Here is a 22,762-nt window from a genome sequence, read left to right as displayed (position 1 = left end):
GCAAATCAAATATGTTATTTAATTTATCAAACCCGGGTAGATCAATTAATCAAATGCCTTAAACTCCGTTCCTTTTATCATCTTTGCAGCATGTCTCAGATCAACGACACCATTACTGCGCTTGCTACGCCGCCTGGCCAAGGCGCATTGGGCATAATACGCGTTTCCGGAACTCAGACCATACCTATCGTGAATGAGCTCTTTAAAGGTAAGGACCTAACGAAAGTGGATTCGCATACCATTCATTTGGGGACAATCCGAAATGATCAAAACGAAATTATAGACGAGGTATTGGTATCCATCTTCAAAGGGCCTAACTCCTACACTAAAGAAGATGTGATCGAAATATCGAGTCATGGTTCCCAATACATCCTCCAGAGAATTTTGACTTTGATTGTAACTAAAGGTGCCCGTCTGGCCAAGCCTGGTGAGTTTACACAGAAAGCATTTCTTAACGGCCGATTTGACCTGGCTCAAGCAGAAGCAGTAGCTGATTTGATCGCCTCGGAAAATGCTGGCATGCAGCAAACCGCAATGAATCAGATGAGAGGTGGATTTTCTGATGAGATTAAAAACCTGCGTGAACAGTTGGTGCACTTTGCTTCGATGATTGAGCTGGAACTCGACTTTGCGGAAGAAGACGTGGAATTTGCTGATCGCCAAGGCCTCATCGATTTGATCAACAAGATTCAAACATTAATTCAGTCGTTGATTGCCAGCTTTGAATACGGAAATGTGCTGAAAAATGGTGTTCCCACGGTCATTGCTGGGAAACCCAATGCTGGGAAATCGACCCTTTTGAATGCATTGCTCAATGAGGAAAAAGCGATTGTTTCTGAGGTGGCAGGAACCACACGTGATTTCATTGAAGATCAAATATACCTGGACGGTATCGCCTTCCGATTCATAGACACAGCCGGCATCCGTGAGACAGAAGATAAGGTGGAGAGTATCGGTGTGAAGCGTACATTGGAGAAGATGAAACAAGCAGGTCTTGTCATCTACATGTTTGATTTGGTGAACGAATCCATTGAATCCATTGATAAGCAATTGCAAGGATTGCACGCTTCCGACGTGCCTTACATCATTGTAGGGAATAAAGTAGATCAAGCAGATGCTTTGTTAAAAGATCGACTAGCGAAAGAAAGAGCAGTCTTCATTTCCGCTAAGGAAAAAGACAATCTCGATACGTTAAAGCAGGAGCTTAAAACCCTTGTGGATAAACCAGCTCAATCCAATGTGATTGTAACCAACACCAGACATCTGGAGAGCCTGCAACAAACCGATGACGCTCTCAATCGTGTGATCGAAGGCATCAATAGGCAGATGAGTAATGACCTGGTCGCTCAGGACATCCGCTCTGCTCTATTCCATCTGGGGGAGATCACTGGGGAGGTAACCACTGATGATTTGCTGGAGAATATCTTTAGTAAGTTTTGTATTGGGAAGTGAGACTTTCAAACTCCAAAAGTCTGTTTCTGCTTCATCTCTTGATAGAAGTTCAAAATATAGAAGATGACAATCAGCCCTCCCAGCCTGCCGACCCACATATTTATGTTGATAATTAAATCCAGAGTTGCGCCTTCCGGCATATAAACCCCAACAACATGAGTGAGAAGAATAATGAATCCCGCGATAGCTCCCAGGTTTCCTGCTGTCTTTAACAGAGGTCGATCAGAAGCTTTGGAGCTCATGAGAGTCAATGAGAACATGGTCACTGCCAGTAGATGAATTGTAACAATGAGATTGATAAAAACGCCTGTTCCTATCCCATTATAAAACAGATACACGGTCGTAAAAAGCACCAAAAAAGTGATCGTGGATAACAAACTGAATGCAAACGTGATTTTATACTTTTTTGCATGAAAATATATGAGAAGGATTATCTCACATAGGAGTACGCTAATCCCATCAATGACTACCAACTTTGGAAAAGAGACGAATTCATTGAAGTCTGTACCGTGAATTAAGCTATTGGCTATCCAAAAACAGCTAAATATAGCAATTATCGAGAGCCAAATGATCCCTGCCAGGTATGCATTTCTATTCATAATCCATAGATACTAAATCTTCACTCAGAAGCTATTTCTACCATTTCCATGTTGATAAGTTTGGGGAGCATCTACTTCATTTTTGAATGGGGGAAGTAACACTAAAACAATCAATCCCCTCAGACTGATTCATTAACAACCTTATTTCAGCGCCTTCCTTTTATCTCCCTTAGAATCAGTTCATTGAGACACTGGAATTCCAAATGTCTTGATACAACCTCCATGTTCCATCCTCTTGCTTTTTCCAGACTTCAATATATTTTCCAATGTCATCCATTTGTGTACTATCATTGACCATAAAGGAAAATTTATAGGTACCTGTAGCGAAGGCATATGTACCATTCCCTTCGATAGTGTTGTTGGTAATACTGAAATCAACTGCAGGAGGACTCAGACTCATTGAATTTGTGGTGGCCTCTATCCCCTTAGTGGCGTCCATCCCTGGAGGAAGTACGATACAGTTTGGATCGTAAACATCTGCTGCCGGACTAAAGTCAGCAGTCTTTACCATTGTTACAATAATGTCACGACGTGTTGCTATGTCGGCAATATCGGCATCTGTCAACATAGGTGGCCCGGTTTGCTGGCATCCCACAACAAAAACAAGCACAATCAAAAGGGTAGTTAGATTTTTCATAGTTATGCGATTTTATATAAAACAATTTAGTCAAAAAGCAGAAAAGCTTCATCCTCTTTGGCCGAAGAACATCTGCACTTTCCTATTTCATTTGGGTGAGATATTTCTATCTGAATGGATCGCTACAAGGACAAAATGAATTTATGCCGCTCAAGTACAGCTCCAGTTATTGCCCGAATCTACCAGAACAATACAGTTATATGTTGAGATAGTACAATTTACTTCATTTGTGTCTACCCAATTTTGGGTATTTTTCTAAATCAATTGCGATTTTGGTTTATTTCAGTTGGACTTTGAGGTATCTTGAATAAGATATAAACAACCAGCTCACCAAGCATGGACCAACTCAAAACCACCAACGCAGAGATCGCTTGGAGGGAAGAGGAGAATGGCGTACAAATACAAATTAGTTTATCTGCAAGCGATCCACTTTTCAATCTGCTTACTAAAAAGCAGCAAACCTTAAGTACTGGTAATTATCAAAATAACCTGTATGTACCGGGTATTTTTGTGCGAAACGGCATAAGGTTCGACAAAATACAATATCACGACATTCTATATCTGGAAGCGCAGGGTGCCTATACCCTCATCAGAACCAACAAAAAGGATTATACAATCTCACGAAATCTTACGCAATGTTGTAAAGAGCTGAGTTATCCTTTCATGCGAGTACATCGCTCCTACACGATCAATCTAGAAAATATCGATTCTTTTTCGGAGGCCAATGTTTTTTACATGGATAGACGCATCCCAGTAAGCGAGCCTTACAGAAAAGAGCTCCTGGCATATTTCAATCGGATGTAACCCAAAATCACCATTCTTATGAAGCCCACCACTCTCACCAAACAGATCAAAAATCAATCCTTTCATTCGGTATTTAGATCAGCTCTAAAACAGTCAACAGTATAGCTATGCAAGACACTATTGATTTACGATCCTTAATTATTGGTTTAATAACCTCAGTAGCCCGATCTCAATATGAGATGGACAGAAACTCCATTAAAACGGCGGTCCGACTATTGGAAAGTGGCATAACAGAACAAACTGGATTGTCATCGCATTGGTATGCAATTCCAGAGGCTGAACTTGCAGTTAAAATGTTGCTAGAGATCAATAAGGATCGAGAACTACGCTCACAAATGATTGACGCAGCATACACTTCGAAATACAGTGTAGACACCACACTTTCAAGCGATTTCAACCTGAAGGTGAAGCGGGTACCTATAGAAGAGGATTTAAATCTAACCGTTCGGAATGAACATGTGTTGATTTCGGAAATTTCACGATTGCGAAAAGTGGCGCAACTTCTCCACAAGTATGACCATGCATTTCTTAATGTATTTTTCCGGCCATTCAATAATCACAAAGCCTATAAAGGCGGGAACTGGTATATCGAGGTAGTTCATCCGCCAGCAGAAAACTCCAAGCAGGCATCAGGCTTAATACTTCGTGCATTATTGATTGTCGATGATGAGTCTGGAGACATTATTACAGCTAAATACCGAGAGGATTGATAATGAAAAAATTGGCCACTAGTCGATCTATAAAAACAAAGCCTGTACTTCCAATACGGAAGATTGATTTCCTGCAAGGAAAGCATACCATAAAAATGAAGCCCGATCAAACTCCGAGACTTTCGGACTTCCTGAGAGGTTATATCGTATTAGTTAAAAATGTTAAATCGGTTAATACTGCGATTCGCATCCATCAACTGGATATCAAGGAATTTAATATTGACATCACCACAGGAATGACCGGAATTGATAATCAAGAAATTATACTAGCCTTATGAGTGATAAAACAATAGCAGAACTGGAGAACGAAATTACCAGTCTACGAAATCTTGTATTTGACCTGTATAATGAGCTTAAAACCTCAAAGACTGAAAGTCAGAAGATCACTGGAATCGCTGTTAAAACCAGTGACTTAATGAATGGTTTTCAAAATTCAATGGCCAAGGCCATAAATTCGAATACACTGGAAGGTGCGGAAAGCGAAACAATCAAAGATTATATCATACAGGACCTGGAAGTAGATTTTGCGCTGCCTCTCATAGCAGAACGCGGGGAAGATGAGCCCATGCTGATGCTGCCAAACATTAAGAGTGTAACCGAAGAGTCACCACTCGTACGACTGAAATTTAAGATTGCTAACATTCCAGATTCAGAAGAATGAAACACTACCTAAATCAAAAGAAAAACGAGAAATCGGTAATAACTACATCAGGAAGTGACGGTGCTGGCTATATGGAAGATATAGTTAAAGAAATTGGTCAGGCGCTTTCGCAAAGTCAGGAAAAGTTGGACGAAATCTTAATAGAGTCACAGCAATTAAGATTGAAAGAGCTTCTTGCCAATCCAAAATTGATTCTTCCGCAGGCATCTTCTTTTGTGCTACCAGAAGCCAAACTTGACCTCAATATGCAAGTCAAGGGAAAATATGACTCGGTCGGAAGTTTCAAAATAGAGACTAAACCTCACAATGCAAAAACGCAGGCAAAATCCAATGTAAATCAAGAAGTGTCTTCTAAGATTTCCTTAAAGTTTGCAATGGTTCCTGACGAAGGGATCAATGAAAACAATATACCTAAACCGACCAGCAAACAGCGGATCGAAGACATTCGTGCAAAGGCCCTTGAAGAAATAAATAAACATAATGATAAGCGTAAAGTTAAAATCGAATACACCAGCTTAACGCTGGAGTACATTAGAGACTCTAGAAAATGGTATGTATCCACTTTAGATGCTGATGAAATTTTTGCCATTCTTATCTTCGATGACACCTCCGGAGAATTTTTAGAGCTCCTGCTTCTTTCTCCCAAAAACAGAACTATTGATGATATTTCTGAGCTTGCCAGCCCGATCATATCTAGTGTCAACAAGCAGCGAGCGACCTCTGGTGAAACAGTGACCATAACAGGAGAAAACCTAGGGGCCTTAAATATGGCTGATACCACTATCACCCTAGATGGAAAGAAGATCACCCCATTAGAAGTATCATTCGAGCAAATCACATTTAAGATAACACCTGATTTAACCAGTGGCTACTTAAAAGTCACCACACCAGAAGGAACTTTTCAGCACCTTGACCAGCTTGTTATCAACGCAACACCGTTGCGATTTGAAACGAACTCCAGCTATGGGTATTTCAACCCCGAAAACAAGCTGGGAAGTACCATCAAAATCGTCGGAGAGAATATTTCTCCAGAAACAAAACTCAAATTCGCCAATGGAGAGTTGGCACACTTAGAATCACACACATCAACTTTAGCTCAATTTCGTGTTCCGGAAAATGCAAGGTCCGGTCCGGTGAGTTTCCTCACACGGGACGAAGAGTTAGGAATGGAACAAATCTTTTATTTAAGACCATTCATCAAAAGCATCACACCTAAAGAAGCCCGTCACAACGAGCTAGTTAGAATCACTGGAAATCACTTCTCGAACGTTACCCAACTGAAAATTGGTGACCAGTCTTTTAACCTTTCTCATAACACCGAGGAAGAAGGCAGTCTGTACGCAATTAAATCTGATCAATCGTTATTAATAGCCATTCCCGATAATGCGGGTGATGGCCGGTTGTATTTATTCAGTCATCACAAATGGTGGGATACCAATACATTCTTCTATCAGGTACCAAGCATCACTGGCGTGCCAGAATACGTAGTAGTAGGGACCGAAAGTCTAATTCATGGCTATGGTTTCGGTAAATCTCATCAAGGACTCTACCTTGAATTTGAGCAAAATGAGGTCAGTATTATCGAAGCTTCCTATGTGGATAAAACGGATGAACAGCAGGTTCTTGGCTTTGGTCTTAAACCAGGTGCATTTACTGATAAAGTACGCATTATCCGTGCAGACATTGCCTCAGATGAGAAGTACGATGAAACAACCACGCTTTGGAACCGGAAAATTCCGGTGTTTAGGCAAGGAACATTTGATGAACACATCCTTTGGTGCTCTCCTATTTGGAATGGACTGAGTGAACACTGGGGTACCGAAGGGTTTGAATTACTTCCCAATAAAATCATTAAGAAAAGAGAAGAAAACGGTATTCTTTCGTTAAACCAGGCGCTCCCAGTCAGCTTTTCATTTTATGGGGAGTTTTACAATATTGACAACTTGCAAGTCCAATTAGACTTACTTGATGATTCCCAAATTGCTCACGGTCACCTAAAGATATCTCTCGATAATGAGTCCATTGTTTTTCATCTGAGTCACACAAACGCTACGATCTCCTACCCTACTAATCTTATCATGGAAGGGAATGGATTTGACCGACTGTTTCTCAGGTTGCACTTTAACGAAGCTGAGTTTTCGCTATCCATCAATGAGCACGCGTTCGGTTGGTTTTTGAACGATGCTGATTCTGACGTTGCAGTCCTTTTGAAGGACTATATGCAATTGCAGACAGCACGAAAATTGCATTTAATCCCCTCCGAAGAATCATTTACAAGTGCTGTAATTCTTAGCAAATACGACTCCTTGGTATTACCAGATTTTTCAAAATTTGTTTGGGATTTCGATACAGAGGCACTGCTAAAAGAGATAGTTGGGTATGAATTAGATGACATAGAAAAATTCCCGACTACAGCAAATCGTGTGTTTAAAATCACCGGATCAGGGTTTACAAAGTTCTCCGCAGTGATGATTAATGATATCAGGTTAGACACCATTTTCAATTCTACTACTGAACTAGAAGTAGATCTTCATGATTCACCGCTCACCAATGGAGAACTATATGTCTTTGATTATCTCAATCCAAATCTCAGATCGCGATCTGTCACTTTCAGGATCATTCAGGAAGCTGAAATCTATTCCTCACCCGAGCATATTGCTGCTGGTGACCCAATGATCCTACGAGGTGATCACTTCACAGAAAATGGACTGCCAAGTGTCTATGTTGAAAAATTCGGACCATTAGAAGTTCTTGAAATCACTAATGAACTGATAAAGGTGATAGCTCCTAAACTCACCATCGTAAATGCGAAGTTGCGATTGGTGTATGATGAAAACACAATCAAAATATCACCGACACTTGTCAATGTCAGTGCCTTAAACAATTATAATTTTCTCAGAAATGCTCATCATGCAGATTGGCAATTGCCGAGTGGTGAAATTCTTCCATTTGCATCAGAGGCGAGTATTTCCGAAGGGTTTGGATCGGTAGCAGTAAAAGACAATGTGACACTGGATGATAATAATGTCTACGCGAGAGCTCTTGTGATCACCTGTCCCAATTCGGAATTCAGGCACATAGATGGCCGCTTTGAGGATTTCTATTTACCAAGTACATGTGAACTCTCATTCGAACTGGGTTTCCTACAGGAAGCAAGTCAGACTGATGGCGTTAGATTCTCAGTTTTTATTGAAAAAGACGGAATAAGACAATTTTTCATTGATCGAGCTTTTGAAACATACGGGGACGCACTTTCAAAATTCACCATCTCGTATCAAGGCGAAGGTAAGAAAGGAACATTGGTCATACGAGTGGAACCGGGATCATCCGGTTTTGATGACCACCTGGCCATTGTGAAAGCAGAACTAAAATTCACTCATGTGGTGGACGGGTGGACCATGCTGTTTGGTTCGGATAAAACCAATGTGCTTACGATCCCCGGGACGCGTAATGAAGTAGACGCCAGAAATATGCCGGGAGCACGCAGCTTTTCTGCGGTATGGCAGGACCTCAAAGGTAAGATTTGGTTGTTTGGTGGGTATGGAAACGACGCCAACCCAAGAAGTGGTCAACTGAATGACTTATGGACGTATGATGGAGACAATTGGACGTGGGTCAAAGGCCTGTCAACAACCAATGGCTTCTCGAAATTCAGCAACACTCCTGGGGAGATAACCACACCAGGAGGTCGTCATGGTACAGCTTTCTGGCAAGACAGTGAAGGTGTTTTCTGGATGTTTGGTGGTCACGGATATCACATAAGCGGCCGACAAAGGTCACTCAATGACTTGTGGAAGTTTACAGAGGACGATGGTTGGGAAATGATGGCTATTAGCAATGATTGGAAAGATGATGACGCGCACGGTACGTATGGAGATGAGCTAATTATGCTCGATGAACATAAAAGAGAATTTACTACCGAATACTGGCCGCTAACTCGCGTGCATCCGTCATTCTGGTATGATGACGAGACCGGCCTGCTGTGGCTGTTTGGAGGAGAATATAGAGAGTCGGGTAAGCCAGAATATCACATCTCCGACTTGTGGACGTTTGACGGTGACACATGGGAGTTGAAAAATGGAGATGGTACACAGAACTACACACCAGACCTTCAAAACAAAAGACCTTCCGCACGAAGCGGTGCCGCCACCTGGACCGATGATTCCGGTAAGTTGTGGTTATTTGGCGGGTATGGTGTGGTTGGTAACCAGGTTCGGAGTTTGAATGATTTGTGGCACTTTAAGAAGAACAAGTGGACCATGGTAAAGGACAACCACTTGGTCTTGAATGATAGCTTCGTACAGCAAAATAAACGACCGGGCCCACGTGCCTATGCCTCCGTTTGGAAAGACACCAATGGTGTGGTTTGGATGTTTGGAGGTGAAGGATCAAACACAGACTCTACCCGCGAAGCTCCCCTCAATGACCTCTGGAAAATCACGAATGGTCAATGGTCATACGTTGACGGTCCTTTGGAAATGAGAGACATGGGAAATGCGACCGCACCAAAAATTCCATATCCAGACAGCTGGCCTTCGTCACGCTATGGTGCAGCTTGCTGGCTGAACCCTACAGGCTGGCTGATGATGTATGGAGGCAAGGGATATGGAGAATCGCGTACCACAGGCAACAAGTCACTGGGCAGACTGCAGCAGATGTGGCAGTTTTCGCCGAGCTCTTAAGGGCTATAAATAATTGTGAAGTTTCAACCAGCTCTCCGCCCAACTTACTGCTTCGGCATACCATTTCCTTGATGGTGATATACTATTAATTGCGTTTGCAAATTCTAAATTAAACATACGGAGGCCACCAAAGCTTGTAATATTTTCAATGCGGTTTTTGTTAATGATAACTTGTTCAATCGCCCTTGCTTGCCTTCTACTTAGTGCCTCTCTTGTAGTAATTCTTGCTATTGTAAAAGTTTTTCCTTTGGCCACATGTTGTGCCTGTCGAGCTAATAGATCTTGAACTGTTATTCCAACATATCTAATTTCTCCATTGTCAATTCCTAGATATACGTGTGTTCTTTTTACAGTATTTTCTAATGAATTCGGAACAGCAGTTACTCGACTTCTTAGCGCATCAATCTCATTTTTTTTCTTCAAAATATTTGAAGCTAGATCATCAATTTTTGTAACTAATTCATCGATGATTTTTTGCTGCTGTGAGTTTTTTGCTTTTAAATTTTTTGCATGCTTATTAATTCTATTTACAACAATTTTTCCTGTTGCTTTAGTAATTTGTAATATTCCGAATCCCAACAGTGCGTAGTTGAAAATATCCCACCCCTTCAGGAAAGCTGGACCATTTTCCATTTCACTAATTTCCTTTTGATATTTTCTAATTAATGCATCAGCAATTGGATGAACTATTCCTAAGACAACAGCTGCTGTTCGACCTGCCACTGTCCTAGCTAATGAAACTGCTGAAATACCTGATACTAGTGTTACTATCGTTAATTTATCTAACCATGCATCTAATGCATGGCTTGCTTGTAGTGCGTGCATCTCAGGAGCGCTAATAATAGCGTATGGAGCATTGTCTTCATAATTAATTCTTGCTAGAGATATAGGTGACATAGTTGCTGTAGAAGAATTCCAAGGGGGGACTATTCCTTCGTGATGATTCCAAGTAGTTATTACATTTCCTTTAAGATCATATTTAGAATCTTCTGGGTAATTACGGATATATTTAAATCCAGTCCTATATTGATAAGACCCAACAATATGTTGTCCATCCAATGCTTCATTATAAAATTTTTCAAACCCTTCTAAACTATTTGCTCTGTAGCAAATCATTTTTGTCCTATAAAGCTGTAAGTAGACATTCAAATTGTCCCCACTTAGGTCAGTGTAGAGAAATTCTAATAATGTCATTTTCTTTCCCCTCCAGTTATTCATTGAATTTGACGCAAGCTTTCTCATTAATTGATAGAATTCTTCTACTGAAAGATCAGATAATGCTGCTATAATCCTTTTTTCCTCCTCCTCAGATGTTGTTTTTGAAAGCTCTTCATGAATTATTGAATAGCGAATTTCTAGAAATGCTTTATCAAAATCTCTACTTTCTATGTCATTACTACTGACTCCCAGTACTTGCTTAACTAAATCAAATGATGGGATTACTAAATCTCCATTTTTTGAAATTTTATATTGTTTGTCAACAAATTCTCTAAGGTCAACCGAAGCAATATCTTTCGGATTAAGCGGGTTCGCCAGTTTCAGAATATCTAAGTAAATATAATATAGGGCATTACCTAGATGGTTAATTCTAGAAATAACACCGTCACTATTATCATTAGGTGCATTTTTGACAAAAGCACCTTTTACCCAATAACCTGGATTAACTTTTGTTGAGGTGATCTTTGTCTTACCATTAATAATTGCACACTTAATTTTTATGGACTTATTTTTTTTAACTGTACAATATTTTTGATTCCAATCAGTCATTTTTCACGAATCAATCCTAGTATGTCGACCCTTCTATTTACTTTCTTTTCTTCTTCACTCCTTCCTTTTAAAACACCTCCTATCCTTGTTAAAATCTTACTTCCATTAATTTTACTTTGAGTTTTAGCTAAAAGACTTTTCACATGTATAGCTCGTTTCAAACTTAAGTTTTCATTGTACTTCTGTGATCCGTCGCTATCCGCATACCCTATGCAACGAATTGTTTCAAAATCTACTTTCGCTTGAGTAAGTTTATTAGATATATCAGCAAGTTTGCTTTGCTCAGTTCCAATCAAAACATCCCTATTTTGATCAAAATAAACCGTGCCTAGCTGCATGGCCATCTCATACTCTCCTGGAGGGATGTCTATCTTGTCTCCTTTGCCCTGCGTATCAATCGCGATCGTATGTATTGAATGCTCTCCAATCAGATGAACTATTTCTGCACTCACGTATGGCTTTCCGTCTTCATCCAGCAATTCCACTTCAATGCTTCCTGTTACAACTTCCTCATTCTCTTCTTCCCCCTTCTCACCGTCTGACTTCACCTCCAAGACCACCGTCTCCCCTGCGGATACATGAACCTCTGCACCATTTTGGATTTCATTTTCTATTGGTTGCGGAGGGTCTGGTGGATCAGGGATTGGATCAGGTTCGGGAGGTTCTACATTCTCTTCTACAAATTCTTCCACTTTTTCTACCCCATTATACACAACCCATATGTAGTATTCTCCTTCTTTTCCTGCTACTGTCGCCTTTACAACTTCGAAAACTACCTTTGCTGCTCCCTCTGGGGATTTTGGTTCGTTCGCGTCGGGCTCAGCCTCCTCTACTCTGCGAACCATCTCTACAATAGTGATTTTATCACCGATCTGAAGGGAAAACGCAGCGTTTAGCGATTCACCTCGGAGTTGCGAATCGAGATTCTGCGGCAATTGATAGTCTGTGTGAGCATTGATGCTCCCCTTGGTGATCTTATATGTTTTTCCACTTTCGGTTACAGCAGCCATCACTCAGAAAGTTTTGTCTTTACTTCATACTTCCCAGGCGGCACCCTGTCAAAGGTGAATGCTTTATCTCTGGAAAGTCGCTCGGTGGTAACCACGCTATCATGAGCAATTAGCTCTATGCGTGTCTCATTGACCGTTCCGTTTTCCAGCTTCCCTGTGATCTTTCCGTTTGACAAGTGGTTCAGATAGATGGTACGTTCGGGTACCGATAATTTATAGGTTCCACCCTCTAGCCCAAAGAATTGAAAATTCCCATGGCCATCGGTAGATGTCCGGGTGACTTCAATCCCTTTTTTCATTAAAATGATTTCTTTATTCGAAATGATTTTCCCTTCTTGTGTTCGCAATAACCCACTGATAATGGCATCTTTCACCAGAACAGACTTGGATATTGAAAACAGGAAGTCGGGCACATCCATGACATAAGGATAGTTAGCCAGTGGCGTGTCCGAGACAGGGAAAGCCGGAACTGGGCCCGTACTGAATTTGCCAGTGCCATCCGTCGTTGCAGAAAATACTTCTTTGTCCGGAGCTTTAAAATGCACATCCGTGTTCGCTACCGGGTAGCCGTCCTGATCGGTGAGCCACCCTTTGATGTTGCCAAATTCATCTCTGCGGATCACTTGCAAAGTGCATGAACGATTCTTCACAATCACATTATAATCTCCACCTCGAACCTTAGAAAACCAAAAGTGTCCGCCATCTCTGGTGCTTCTTGTTTGTATGTCTTCTCCCATCTGAAGTTGTACTTCTACATCATCCAGCGGTTGATTTTCAAGATTATAAACCGTGCCGCAAACCGCTCCAAGCCCGATAGCATACATGCTTGGACCAATCCCTGTGAGTCGATGCACAGGACTGATGATCTCGTAGATGTAGCGCCTCTTTTCGAATGCCTCATGTGGATCTTTAGGATCGAATAAGTCTCCTTTAAGACCAGGCAATTGCAGCCTATTCAGATCATAGTTCTTCTTGAAACAATCCAAGACCTCCTGAAGGGAATAATTATCAATGTCGCACCAATAAGCTTTTGTGCACTTGCTGGTACGGTGAACATATGAGAAACTGGGTGTGGATGTTTTCAATACCTTTTGATCCCAGACATCATCCAGCCTATCACTTTCTGCTTTCCGAATCATGAGAATATAATATGGGTCCAGAATGCCGCGATCAATGTATTCTTCCCTCAACTGCCATTTGGATGACGTTTGTACATGATCTTTGATCACCTTCAGAGCGTTTTCCAGCTCCCATGTACTTATGTTCGGATCTGGGCTTTGTGTAAGAATCATATTATTCTAATGTCAAACCATGCTCGTCAGCACCACCATGTCCAATGGAAAGGCCTTGGTTTATTTCAAATTCATCGTTAAATCGTAAGGCATCTTTCTTCTTGCCTGATGATCTGCCATCCCACATCAGATCTAGCTTATTTTCAAGCATTTCTCTTTTCTTTTGATTGTAGGATTTAATTGATTCCACCCGGTCTTCAACATTAAGACTTTTAAAATCTTTGAACCATTCCTTAGCATCTGGTTTTCTCTTTGATCGGAACTCATTGTTCTTATCTAGAGATGCGCTGATCGTGCGGCCATGTTCGACTTCTTGTCTCTTTTGAGTTGAAGTGGGTTTGTCCAGATGGATAGTTTCGTGTTTAATGGCACTGATTTGTGGCTTGGAAACAGACGAACTAGTTGATGCCGTTACCTTGTTTTCTCCGAAATCAGGCATCATTTTATTGCTTGCCCGCTCCAATAAAACCTTTTTTATTAGAGCAGCACGTTTTAGCAACTCATCCTCTTTTGTGGCTTTGCTTTCTACATGTGCCTTTCGAAAATCGGTCTTTGCCTGCTGTTCCTGCTGCTCAATCTTTTTGTGTTCGCTATTTTCTTTAGCTTCCTGCCTTCTTAGATAGAGGTAGCGTTCTTCAGAATCTTCAGGAAGATCTTCTTTTGAAGCATCCTCTACGACTCGCTGTTTAAGTTGTGAGTAGCTGCCTGTATCTTCGTCTTGATCACTTAGCCATCCAGAAGCTTTTGCCCATTCAGGTCGCTCAGAAGCTATCTTTTCTTTGATAATTTTGAGGATACGCTCCCCTTCTTCGCCTTCCGGCATTCCTTGAGGAAAGGCCATAGAGATGTACAATTGTAGCGCTTCATCAATCGAAATCTCAGGTATGTTTTTTTTATCTTTCCTCATCACACATCAAAGCCTTTATTAAATTTTGAATGCCATTTCTTTGATTCTACTTTCATTAAATCATCATCCAAAGAATCAACAGCTTTTTTTGCTTTAATAGCCTCATCATTGGTGTCTAATTTGTCAATTCCTGAATTCAGCATCTCTTTTGTGTCAACATTCATATCATTATTGGTAAAATCGGGAAGCTGGAATAGGTCAGTCGTTTTTTTTTGCTTTTGACTCGATATTGCCTTGAGCGTGTCACGTGAATGTGTACTTAAGTTTGAACGCTCAATTGGAAACTCTTTATTTTCTTTTGAGCTAGAATTATAAACTAGTTGGTCTTTGATGACTTTCGATGGGTCAGATATATCAGAATGATATTCTTCGGAGATACGATCAAATATTCCCTGAAGCTTTTTCATCTACTGTGGGACATCTAGGTCAAACAGATCGTCAAAGGCAAAGGCGCTGTTTTGGGTTTGTCCACCTGAATGAACGGCCATAATATCGTCTTTATCTATTTCTTGAGTTAAAGAAATGATGTACTTATTTTCAATCTTGTCCTTCACAATCCATTTCTTCACAGTAACTCCACCAGCTTCTTCCGAATCTTTCTTGGTAATTGTCATGGACTTCAGCAGGTCGTAATCTTCCTGATCCGAAAAGGCTTCATAAAGTAGACCATTAACATCCTTGGTTGGATTGTCCAATGCCTCTTCATTTATACCATCCGTGCTTATGCTTAAACTGAATAGCTTGGTTTCATTTAGCTTTTCAAGTCCAAGTGCTTCTTGTTCGCTGGCAGTTTCTGCTTCTTCTGCTTCTTTCCTTAATTTTTCAAGTAAAATTTTGATCCGTTCAAGTAATATTTCAGGAGGTGGAATTGGGACAATCTTTGTTCTCATTAGACTTGAAGCACTGAGATCTTGACTGTACTTCTGAGATTGCGTGGAGTCTACAGCTCTGGAATAAGCTGATTTTGATTTGGTGCTTCCACCACCCGATGCACTCGCTTTCATTTTAAAAAAGCCCAGATTTGCAGATCCAGAAGCACTGAATTTATAGCTGGATGACCTTTCATTTTCCCTGCTGGTCTTAGTGGAGACGCTCGTCGAAGAAGCTTCTTCTTCACGAATGTTTACTTCCATCTTCATCTCCAAAATGGTATCTACAAAATGATAAAATGAGGGAGTAAACCCTGCTTCAAGCATAGATATTTGCTCACCTCCAATGGAAACCGTGCCAGGTGCTCCCATCATCTTGGTGATATTGACTCCAACCTGATCCAGTTCATACTGCCCCCAGGCAATACCTTTGGCAAGGTTGGTTATCATTTCGTCTATTCGAACACTGGCGAGTGCATTGCCAACCTTTAATGTTTCTTGTGAAATATCTCGTGCCATATATTTTTAAATTCTTTAGTGTCTAAGCGATTTATGATTCCGAATCAGCTTTGGCTTCTTCTTCCTCATCTTTCTTGGCTTGCTCTTCCGGGGTTAAAGGAAGTCTTTCCTGAATTTCATCCAATTTGGTTTTGATGTTAATCAACAAATCAAAACTTGCCTGCAACTCCGCATTTAACGCATCGGTGTCAATGGCTTTTTTCAGTTTCTCTTCAGCGTAATTGTCCATCAGCTTAGTTACAGACTTATTGATGCTATCAAAGTAGGTATCCAAATTTCTGCGATCTTTAACTTTCTCTATCACTGACCAATGATCATTGTTCAGCTTAACATACTCTTCATTTAGACTTATCAAATCATCTTGTATGGTTTTAGCTGCTCCATAATCAGGTGTTGATGCTGGTACGGTTTCTCCTCCTTCTGTATGTTCCAGGAATCCACCAATCACCTCTTTGCTCTTGACTGCAGAATCTGAAATATCAGAAAAAACAATTTTCGAATACCTCAACAAAGCAAAGCGCTTGGCCCATTCTTTACGCTCTTTAGCCGCATTCTGAACCGCTTCTTCCAATACCTGTGGTGGTGGTATAGGAACAATCTTGGTTTTGATAACTGATGATGCTGCTACTTCATATCCATACTTAGAAGAAAAAGAAGCATCAACGGTATTTACCTTTACAGTTTTGGTCTTTTGAGCGGTGTTCTCTTTGATATTTGTGTTGCTTCCACCAGATACTCCATAACCATAGCCGCCATATCCCCACCTTGAATAACCATAACCATATCCCCAGCTGCGACCATACCCATATGCGGAATAATTATTATTTCGCTGATGGGCATATTGTGTTTGGCTCACTTTTTCATCACTTTGAGAGTCAATGTCTGATTTTACAATTTCCTTTTCCTCTTCATACTGGCTTGTTACGGATACATTTATCTCCAATATAGTATCAACAAACTGATAGAAATTTGGAGTAAAGCCTAGCTCTACCAGACTGATTAGATCGGGTTCGTTTGTACCTGGTATCTTACCAAATTCTATTTGTGCATCGCCCATTTGGACCGCCAGTTTCATGCATGTTTCATCTAGTTTGGCCTGACCATCAGCAATTCCTTTGGCCATATTAAAAATGAGCTCGTCTATGCCCATACTGGCAATAGCTCCAGCTACTTTATGCGTCTCGATTGAACTTTGAGTAGACATAATATGAGAGGTGAGTTAAGGGTGATAAATATGAAATGAGAATTGAGTTATTGATAACTTCAATCAATAAGATATTTATCCACCTCACAGGAGGAAAGAGATTTTTTTGGAAAGGCTGTTTTGGTTTGTGAGTACCTACTTTTAATTTCTGGCTTGGAAAGCAGAAAATTACAATCGGCGATAGGTGGCGGCTGGGAGTCTGTTGATGAATTAGGGAAATGAGAGGTATCTCATTTCCCTAACAAGTACTATTTGCTTTGCTACTATTCAGTCTTTTCTAGCTTTTCTCTCGGCAGCATTTCATCCCGCATGGCTGTATTATATACAAATCCTGCAACGATTGTGGCTATTTGCTTGAGGTCATCAATTACCAATCGCTCGTATGTATCCATATTGGTATGGTGTGTCCTTGACCAGTATTCCACTGGATCTTGAATGAATTGAAATCCAGGAATGCCAATCGCATCAAAACCCAGGTGATCTGTACCACCGGTATTTCTTAGCGTAATTGTTGTATTGTCCATGATGTCATCAAATGGTCCAAACCAGTCTTTGAAGATAGGACCTACTTCTTCATTTCCCTGCAGATAGATTCCGCGAATTCTTCCAGTTCCATTGTCGATGTTGTAATAGGCTGATATTTTGCTTTGCTCTGGTTTCAATGCCATTGTCTCTGCATCACCAAAATGGTTTTTCACATAGTTGCGTGAGCCAAATATGCCTTGCTCCTCCCCACCCCACAGCGCAATTCGGACGGTACGCTTGGGTTGCAATCCTGTAGCCTTAAGAATTCGTACTGCTTCCATCATAACTATGCATCCGGCTCCATTATCTGTCGCGCCTGTTCCACCATGCCAGGAGTCCAGGTGTCCGCCAAGCATCACCACTTCAGATTTTAAGGATGGATCAGAGCCAGCTATCTCGGCAACTACATTGTACCCTTGCAGGTCTTCTGTATCGAAAGTAGTTTTTACCTCCGCTTCGACGGCTACATCCACGCCATTCTCAACCAGTCTGGCCATTAGATTCACATGCTCTGGTGCCATTTCCAGCTCACTTGCTCCTCTTGGTGTATCCTTTTTGTACCCCCGAGGACTACTGGTAAACAAAGTCCCATGTCGGCCACCCACTCCTTTTATAATTAGAGCTACTCCTTCTTCTGTAAGGAATGTGTTTAGTGTTTGACTAAAGGCCCTGCGCTTACGGAAGGCTGCTATTTCATCTTCCGTCCATTGCCTTCTCTCAGCACGAGGCTCTGTCATCTCGTTGAGGTCTTCTTCTGTGTATCTAAGTGCATCAGCTTTAAATGTTGGTGATTGATCACCACGTGGTTTAAATGCTACGATGGCACCTTCCAATTTTCCTCGGTACTTTTCAAAGTCTTCTTCATTATTGATTTCCACAAATAGAACTTTGCCAGAAACGGGACCTTCCGTACTTTCTGTCCATGCTTTAGGTATGGCAATGAAAGGCATGTAATAAGGCTTGGTCATTGCGACATAGCTCTTATTCACTTCCCATCCCCGTCCAAATTCACCCCAGGCTTCTTTCTGCGCACCCTCCAGTCCCCATTCAGTCAGCTGATTGATAGCATATGTAGCTGCTCGTTCGTAACCTTTGGAATTAGAGAGACGAGGGCCAGCCTTGTCAACGAGCTCAAAAGCGATCTGCTCCACCTGAGAATTTTCAAGCCCTTCTTTCTTAATTTTTTCTATTGCTTCCGTGTCGACGGATTCCTGCCCTTTAACTATAAAAGCTAAAAGGAGTACTGGGATTAGTAACAATCTAAATTTCATGTAAGTGAGGTTTAGGTTTTTGAATTGTCCAATAATTATGCATATCAAATATAGCACAGCACAGACCCTTTACTATGTATTTTTTGATCAGCGGAATTTTATGATTAAGAACTGATTGCCTGTGAATTGAAAAGTCACAATTTGCACATAGCGATTGTTTTAAAAATATAGGATGTAAGCACGCAGAATCCACACCTGGCGCATCATAGGTCTGGAATCAGCCCATCAGCCACATTTTATAGTTCATGCATCTCAACCTATCGTCACACTTAATGTTCTAACATATTCTTTATAACTTCTGCTATAACCGGCAAATATTTTGACAAGAAAACTCACCATCTTGACGCTCGTCCTGAGCATTTTAGTTGAGGCTGAATACTTCACGGAGATGCTCATTTATGACGAATTACCGAGTCTTTTAATTGGAGATTTTCTCTTTGCATTCCTGACCTTCTGGCTACACACTTTCATACAGTTCTACCTAATCTTCTTTTGTAACATTAAGCTTATCAACCTGCTGGAGAAGTATTTTCCATGGAAGCAGGGATTCACCAAACGAAGTGCCATTGAATTTGTATGCTCAACTTCCATAGCCATTCTTATCACCATTCCTTTGGTGGTTTGGGTAGATCACGGGCTGTTAATTCCTCTCCATCAGTTTCCCTCAGACGGACTGGAAATAACCATCTATTACAACATTCTTTACATGGTTGCCATCAATGCCTTATTCATCGTAGGATATGAAATCATATTCCTAAATACACAGAGAAAAGAGATACAACTGGCGTGGGAAAAATCACAGCGTCAAAACATTCTATCTAAATTTGAAGCACTCAAGAATCAGGTAGATCCTCATTTCCTATTCAATACACTTACAGCATTGACTGATTTGATAAAAAAAGACCCTTCAAAAGCTGTCGTTTTTGTTGGCGAGTTTTCAAACGTTTATCGAAGAATTCTCGACACCAATTTAGATACCCTTGTGTCAGTGAAAGAAGAATTGGAGTTTGTAAATAGCTACATCGTTCTGCAGAAAATAAGGTTTGGAGGTAAGATTAGGGTTTTGTTTGAGAATGAAGAGGCCTTTTTCGCTCATTCAATCCCTCCTTTTTCTATTCAATTGTTAATTGAAAATGCAATTAAACACAACCAAATCTCTTCAAGCGCACCTTTAATAATAACCCTCCGTTTCCATAAAGACACGGTCGAGGTGATTAACACACTTAATCCTGTTTCAGTGGATGAATCAACATCTACAAAGGTAGGATTAGCGAATTTGAAAGAACGTTATAAACTACTGAGTGATCGTAACCCTGTATTCGAAGTAAAAGAGGATGCATTCCATGCATCCCTTCCTTTATTAAAAAGTGAAGATTGAAGATATGGATGTAATTATCATTGAAGACGAAGTGACAGCAGCAAGGCACCTTATGGACCTTCTGAATGAGCTAGATCAAGAGATATCAGTAATTAAACATCTCACTTCTATTGCTGATACCATCGAATGGTTTGATGGACAACAGCCAGATCTGATCTTCATGGATATCCATCTGGAAGATGGGTTGAGCTTTCAGATTTTTGAACAACTTCAGTTTGAAGCACCGATCATTTTCACAACCGGACATAATGACTATGCGATTGAAGCATTCAGGGTAAATAGCATTGATTATCTGTTGAAGCCGGTTCAAAAAGAAGCACTGGAACAAAGTCTGATCAAATTTCGCAAGCTGGAAATTAAGCAAACTGACGTTCAGGCTCTTTTGAGCAAAATACCTAGTGAAAAACCTTCTTATCAAAAGCGATTTCTAGTCACAGCGGGAGAACGTATCAGATCAATTGATGTTAATGAAATTTCCTATTTCTATGGAAAAGACAAATATGTATACATCATCACTCGTGATGACCACCGATTCATTGTGGACCATTCTCTTACCCAATTAGAGTCACTGCTTGATCCTGAAATTTTCTTTCGCATCAACCGCCAATTCGTCATTAGTATCCAAGCTATTAAGGAAATGTATGCCTATTCCAGGAGCAGAGTAAAAATCGAACTATCACCCTCCTCTAAAGAAAAAGCAATCGTCAGTTCCGAAAAATCATCAGATTTCAAAAAATGGTTGAATAGGTAGTATTACTCGCACGCCCTATGTCTACGGGCTCACTCCTGAAATAATCGGGTTCACGCACTTTTTTTAGTCTGTGCGGTCTGGCTATCAGACTTTTGGACGAAACAAAAAACCCGTGCGAAATGACTAGTTCCATTTATCTGATCATATGCTCAATGCTGATTTTAGTCAGTCTCATAATGCTGTTATCCCTTTTGATGACTGCACTGCATGTAAAAGAGGATAAGATGATTGGAGAATGTGATCTGGACACTCACACAGGTTAGCAAACAAAGTATCACCAAAAACTTACAATTATGAAACATTTTGTAGCAATCACCATCATGGTGGCCATGCTTGGCTCACACGAAGTGTATAGCCAGTTTAGCTTAAACGCCGGTCTAAGCCTTTCCAAGTGGGAAGGCGATGATATAGTCGGAACAGTGAAAAGCCGACCCGGATTTCATCTGGGATTTAATTATCAAGTCGTATCCTCTTCATCAAACAGTGTCCGGTTTTCACCTGGTCTTCGCTATCATCAAAAAGGTACCAGAATTGAAACGGTGGATGTATTTGAAGGATTTCCGGGTCAACAAATTAGAAATGAAGTAACAGTATCTTCCAAACTTAATTATCTGGAGATTCCATTGAAATTTAGCTTTCAGCTGATGGACAATCTATTCGCTATTTGCGAACCATCCATCTCAATCTTACTCAACGATGATCATAAGTTTACAAATGTCATGTGTCTTGACGGAAATTGCACGGGTTTTTCTGAGAGCTTTGATGCACCAATCAATGACTCTGAAATCAGCATTGGCATTGGGTTGGGATACCGAATTTTTTCAAAAACTGAGCTGCTGTTAACGTATCAATTGGGTCAGTCTCAATTGGTAAGTGATGTTGACGCGAAAAACAGAACGCTCATGATTTCTACTCAAATCCGATTTTAAAATCACTAAAAACTAATGCTATGAAAAATTCAATATTTTATCTAATAACCACTTTATTAGTTATAGTGCTTTGCACAGGGTGCGAAGAGCCAACATTTGAGAGTCAAGGCATCCTTACAATTATGGTAATTGATATCACAGATGGAGAAGGTACGCCCGTCTCTAATGCAACAATCAAAGCTTATTCAGATATTGAAGGTTGGGATTTTGAAACGAATATGAAAGGTCAATATATGACCGACACAGAGGGTGAAATAGTCATAACAGATTTAACAGCTGGAATCTACTATTTGGATATTGCCAAGGATAATCGAAACAATTGGCAATACCCTTTGGTCATAGAAGTTGAAGATGGTGACATAAATGGCGCATATTCCACCATAGAGGAAAATCTTAATGCATATATCTCCAGCGCCTCAGGCATAAGTTGGGAAATTGTCGGAATCTCAGACTCAGTCGGAAACGATCTATCCGGCAATCCGTCCTATTCATGTGCCATGGGAAATGTCGCAACCTTTGAGAAGACAGGAACCTATACGTTGCAGGATACGGGTATCACTTGTGATGAAGCTTCATTAGTAGAAGGAAGCTGGTGGGGTGTTGGAATTAACAGTCTCATGCTTTTATTAGATGAAGGAACAACTGTAGTTTCTCATTCCGTTTTCAGCCTTCAAAGCAACAGTTTCTCAGCTACATTCTTTAAAAATGATGAGTACATCACTTATCACTATGAAAAGCGCTAAGACTGAATGCTCAATTGCAATTAGTTTGATAAGGCATTAGCTGGTACTCACA

At 40.7% G+C, this 22,762-nt stretch carries 20 protein-coding genes; 10 read left to right on the top strand and 10 right to left on the bottom strand.

Features of this window, described 5'->3' with window-relative positions:
• Positions 1-90 precede the first annotated feature (90 nt).
• Entirely contained in the window at positions 91-1,452 is a 1,362-nt protein-coding gene (mnmE, locus tag ABJG98_RS02450; protein WP_348277872.1) for a tRNA uridine-5-carboxymethylaminomethyl(34) synthesis GTPase MnmE, read from the top strand.
• Between the two features lie 5 nt (positions 1,453-1,457).
• Here the strand turns inward: mnmE and ABJG98_RS02445 are convergent, their stop codons facing one another.
• Both ABJG98_RS02445 and ABJG98_RS02440 read right to left on the bottom strand, forming a co-directional pair.
• The gene (locus ABJG98_RS02445) at positions 1,458-2,051 is read right to left on the bottom strand and encodes a hypothetical protein (RefSeq protein ID WP_348277871.1); all 594 of its coding nucleotides are present in this window, start codon (positions 2,049-2,051) and stop codon (positions 1,458-1,460) included.
• A 175-nt stretch (positions 2,052-2,226) separates the two neighbouring features.
• Positions 2,227-2,688, bottom strand: a complete 462-nt coding sequence (locus ABJG98_RS02440) for a DUF4440 domain-containing protein (protein ID WP_348277870.1) — start codon at positions 2,686-2,688, stop codon at positions 2,227-2,229.
• Positions 2,689-3,024: 336 nt separating this feature from the next.
• Here ABJG98_RS02440 and ABJG98_RS02435 point away from each other — a divergent pair, with 336 nt between their 5' ends.
• From ABJG98_RS02435 to ABJG98_RS02415, 5 genes are all read left to right on the top strand, one after another.
• Positions 3,025-3,492 (top strand): LytTR family DNA-binding domain-containing protein, encoded by a 468-nt coding sequence (locus ABJG98_RS02435; protein ID WP_348277869.1) that lies wholly within the window; start codon positions 3,025-3,027, stop codon positions 3,490-3,492.
• Positions 3,493-3,599: 107 nt separating this feature from the next.
• Entirely contained in the window at positions 3,600-4,202 is a 603-nt protein-coding gene (locus ABJG98_RS02430) for a hypothetical protein (RefSeq protein ID WP_348277868.1), read from the top strand.
• 2 nt (positions 4,203-4,204) lie between these two features.
• On the top strand, positions 4,205-4,480 hold the full coding sequence (locus ABJG98_RS02425) for a hypothetical protein (protein ID WP_348277867.1): 276 nt from the start codon (positions 4,205-4,207) through the stop codon (positions 4,478-4,480).
• Positions 4,477-4,863 carry a hypothetical protein gene (locus ABJG98_RS02420; protein ID WP_348277866.1) on the top strand — a complete coding sequence of 129 codons (387 nt, stop codon included), beginning with the start codon at positions 4,477-4,479 and terminating at the stop codon, positions 4,861-4,863. The genes ABJG98_RS02425 and ABJG98_RS02420 overlap by 4 nt, the downstream gene beginning before the upstream one ends.
• Entirely contained in the window at positions 4,860-9,545 is a 4,686-nt protein-coding gene (locus ABJG98_RS02415) for an IPT/TIG domain-containing protein (RefSeq protein ID WP_348277865.1), read from the top strand. The genes ABJG98_RS02420 and ABJG98_RS02415 overlap by 4 nt, the downstream gene beginning before the upstream one ends.
• Before the next feature lie 3 nt (positions 9,546-9,548).
• On the opposite strand, the gene ABJG98_RS02410 is transcribed toward ABJG98_RS02415, so the two are convergent.
• The 8 genes from ABJG98_RS02410 to ABJG98_RS02375 form a co-directional block, all read right to left on the bottom strand.
• A complete protein-coding gene (locus ABJG98_RS02410; RefSeq protein ID WP_348277864.1) occupies positions 9,549-11,312 on the bottom strand; it encodes a hypothetical protein in 1,764 nt (587 codons plus the stop codon).
• Complete coding sequence (locus ABJG98_RS02405) at positions 11,309-12,322, bottom strand: OmpA family protein (RefSeq protein ID WP_348277863.1); 1,014 nt, start codon at positions 12,320-12,322, stop codon at positions 11,309-11,311. Before ABJG98_RS02405 ends, ABJG98_RS02410 begins: the two co-directional genes overlap by 4 nt.
• Positions 12,322-13,614, bottom strand: a complete 1,293-nt coding sequence (locus ABJG98_RS02400; protein WP_348277862.1) for a carboxypeptidase-like regulatory domain-containing protein — start codon at positions 13,612-13,614, stop codon at positions 12,322-12,324. The genes ABJG98_RS02405 and ABJG98_RS02400 overlap by 1 nt, the downstream gene beginning before the upstream one ends.
• Position 13,615: 1 nt before the next feature.
• On the bottom strand, positions 13,616-14,521 hold the full coding sequence (locus tag ABJG98_RS02395) for a hypothetical protein (RefSeq protein WP_348277861.1): 906 nt from the start codon (positions 14,519-14,521) through the stop codon (positions 13,616-13,618).
• Positions 14,521-14,928, bottom strand: coding sequence for a hypothetical protein (locus ABJG98_RS02390; protein ID WP_348277860.1), 408 nt, complete (start codon positions 14,926-14,928; stop codon positions 14,521-14,523). The genes ABJG98_RS02395 and ABJG98_RS02390 overlap by 1 nt, the downstream gene beginning before the upstream one ends.
• Positions 14,929-15,909 carry a hypothetical protein gene (locus ABJG98_RS02385; protein WP_348277859.1) on the bottom strand — a complete coding sequence of 327 codons (981 nt, stop codon included), beginning with the start codon at positions 15,907-15,909 and terminating at the stop codon, positions 14,929-14,931.
• A 31-nt stretch (positions 15,910-15,940) separates the two neighbouring features.
• The gene (locus ABJG98_RS02380) at positions 15,941-17,113 is read right to left on the bottom strand and encodes a hypothetical protein (protein ID WP_348277858.1); all 1,173 of its coding nucleotides are present in this window, start codon (positions 17,111-17,113) and stop codon (positions 15,941-15,943) included.
• A 263-nt stretch (positions 17,114-17,376) separates the two neighbouring features.
• Complete coding sequence (locus ABJG98_RS02375; protein WP_348277857.1) at positions 17,377-18,909, bottom strand: M20/M25/M40 family metallo-hydrolase; 1,533 nt, start codon at positions 18,907-18,909, stop codon at positions 17,377-17,379.
• Between the two features lie 319 nt (positions 18,910-19,228).
• Here ABJG98_RS02375 and ABJG98_RS02370 point away from each other — a divergent pair, with 319 nt between their 5' ends.
• The 4 genes from ABJG98_RS02370 (at position 19,229) to ABJG98_RS02355 (ending at position 22,710) form a co-directional block, all read left to right on the top strand.
• Complete coding sequence (locus ABJG98_RS02370) at positions 19,229-20,287, top strand: histidine kinase (RefSeq protein ID WP_348277856.1); 1,059 nt, start codon at positions 19,229-19,231, stop codon at positions 20,285-20,287.
• The gene (locus ABJG98_RS02365) at positions 20,277-21,038 is read left to right on the top strand and encodes a LytTR family DNA-binding domain-containing protein (RefSeq protein ID WP_348277855.1); all 762 of its coding nucleotides are present in this window, start codon (positions 20,277-20,279) and stop codon (positions 21,036-21,038) included. The genes ABJG98_RS02370 and ABJG98_RS02365 overlap by 11 nt, the downstream gene beginning before the upstream one ends.
• A gap of 293 nt (positions 21,039-21,331) precedes the next feature.
• Positions 21,332-21,967, top strand: coding sequence for an outer membrane beta-barrel protein (locus tag ABJG98_RS02360; protein WP_348277854.1), 636 nt, complete (start codon positions 21,332-21,334; stop codon positions 21,965-21,967).
• A 20-nt stretch (positions 21,968-21,987) separates the two neighbouring features.
• Positions 21,988-22,710 (top strand): carboxypeptidase-like regulatory domain-containing protein, encoded by a 723-nt coding sequence (locus ABJG98_RS02355; RefSeq protein ID WP_348277853.1) that lies wholly within the window; start codon positions 21,988-21,990, stop codon positions 22,708-22,710.
• Positions 22,711-22,762 lie beyond the last annotated feature (52 nt).

The organism is Ekhidna sp. (assembly GCF_039960695.1).
Lineage (GTDB): Bacteria > Bacteroidota > Bacteroidia > Cytophagales > Cyclobacteriaceae > Ekhidna.
Note: the sequence above shows the minus strand (reverse complement) of the source record. Positions and strands in the feature narration are given on the sequence as shown.

Coding starts and splice junctions, on each gene's coding strand:
- ABJG98_RS02400 (WP_348277862.1), bottom strand. CDS start 13,614: ATGATTCTTACACAAAGCCCAGATCCGAACATAAGTACATGGGAGCTG.
- ABJG98_RS02405 (WP_348277863.1), bottom strand. CDS start 12,322: ATGGCTGCTGTAACCGAAAGTGGAAAAACATATAAGATCACCAAGGGG.
- ABJG98_RS02420 (WP_348277866.1), top strand. CDS start 4,477: ATGAGTGATAAAACAATAGCAGAACTGGAGAACGAAATTACCAGTCTA.
- ABJG98_RS02360 (WP_348277854.1), top strand. CDS start 21,332: ATGAAACATTTTGTAGCAATCACCATCATGGTGGCCATGCTTGGCTCA.
- ABJG98_RS02385 (WP_348277859.1), bottom strand. CDS start 15,909: ATGGCACGAGATATTTCACAAGAAACATTAAAGGTTGGCAATGCACTC.
- ABJG98_RS02375 (WP_348277857.1), bottom strand. CDS start 18,909: ATGAAATTTAGATTGTTACTAATCCCAGTACTCCTTTTAGCTTTTATA.
- ABJG98_RS02390 (WP_348277860.1), bottom strand. CDS start 14,928: ATGAAAAAGCTTCAGGGAATATTTGATCGTATCTCCGAAGAATATCAT.
- ABJG98_RS02380 (WP_348277858.1), bottom strand. CDS start 17,113: ATGTCTACTCAAAGTTCAATCGAGACGCATAAAGTAGCTGGAGCTATT.
- ABJG98_RS02410 (WP_348277864.1), bottom strand. CDS start 11,312: ATGACTGATTGGAATCAAAAATATTGTACAGTTAAAAAAAATAAGTCC.
- ABJG98_RS02425 (WP_348277867.1), top strand. CDS start 4,205: ATGAAAAAATTGGCCACTAGTCGATCTATAAAAACAAAGCCTGTACTT.
- ABJG98_RS02415 (WP_348277865.1), top strand. CDS start 4,860: ATGAAACACTACCTAAATCAAAAGAAAAACGAGAAATCGGTAATAACT.
- ABJG98_RS02395 (WP_348277861.1), bottom strand. CDS start 14,521: ATGAGGAAAGATAAAAAAAACATACCTGAGATTTCGATTGATGAAGCG.
- ABJG98_RS02440 (WP_348277870.1), bottom strand. CDS start 2,688: ATGAAAAATCTAACTACCCTTTTGATTGTGCTTGTTTTTGTTGTGGGA.
- mnmE (WP_348277872.1), top strand. CDS start 91: ATGTCTCAGATCAACGACACCATTACTGCGCTTGCTACGCCGCCTGGC.
- ABJG98_RS02430 (WP_348277868.1), top strand. CDS start 3,600: ATGCAAGACACTATTGATTTACGATCCTTAATTATTGGTTTAATAACC.
- ABJG98_RS02435 (WP_348277869.1), top strand. CDS start 3,025: ATGGACCAACTCAAAACCACCAACGCAGAGATCGCTTGGAGGGAAGAG.
- ABJG98_RS02355 (WP_348277853.1), top strand. CDS start 21,988: ATGAAAAATTCAATATTTTATCTAATAACCACTTTATTAGTTATAGTG.
- ABJG98_RS02445 (WP_348277871.1), bottom strand. CDS start 2,051: ATGAATAGAAATGCATACCTGGCAGGGATCATTTGGCTCTCGATAATT.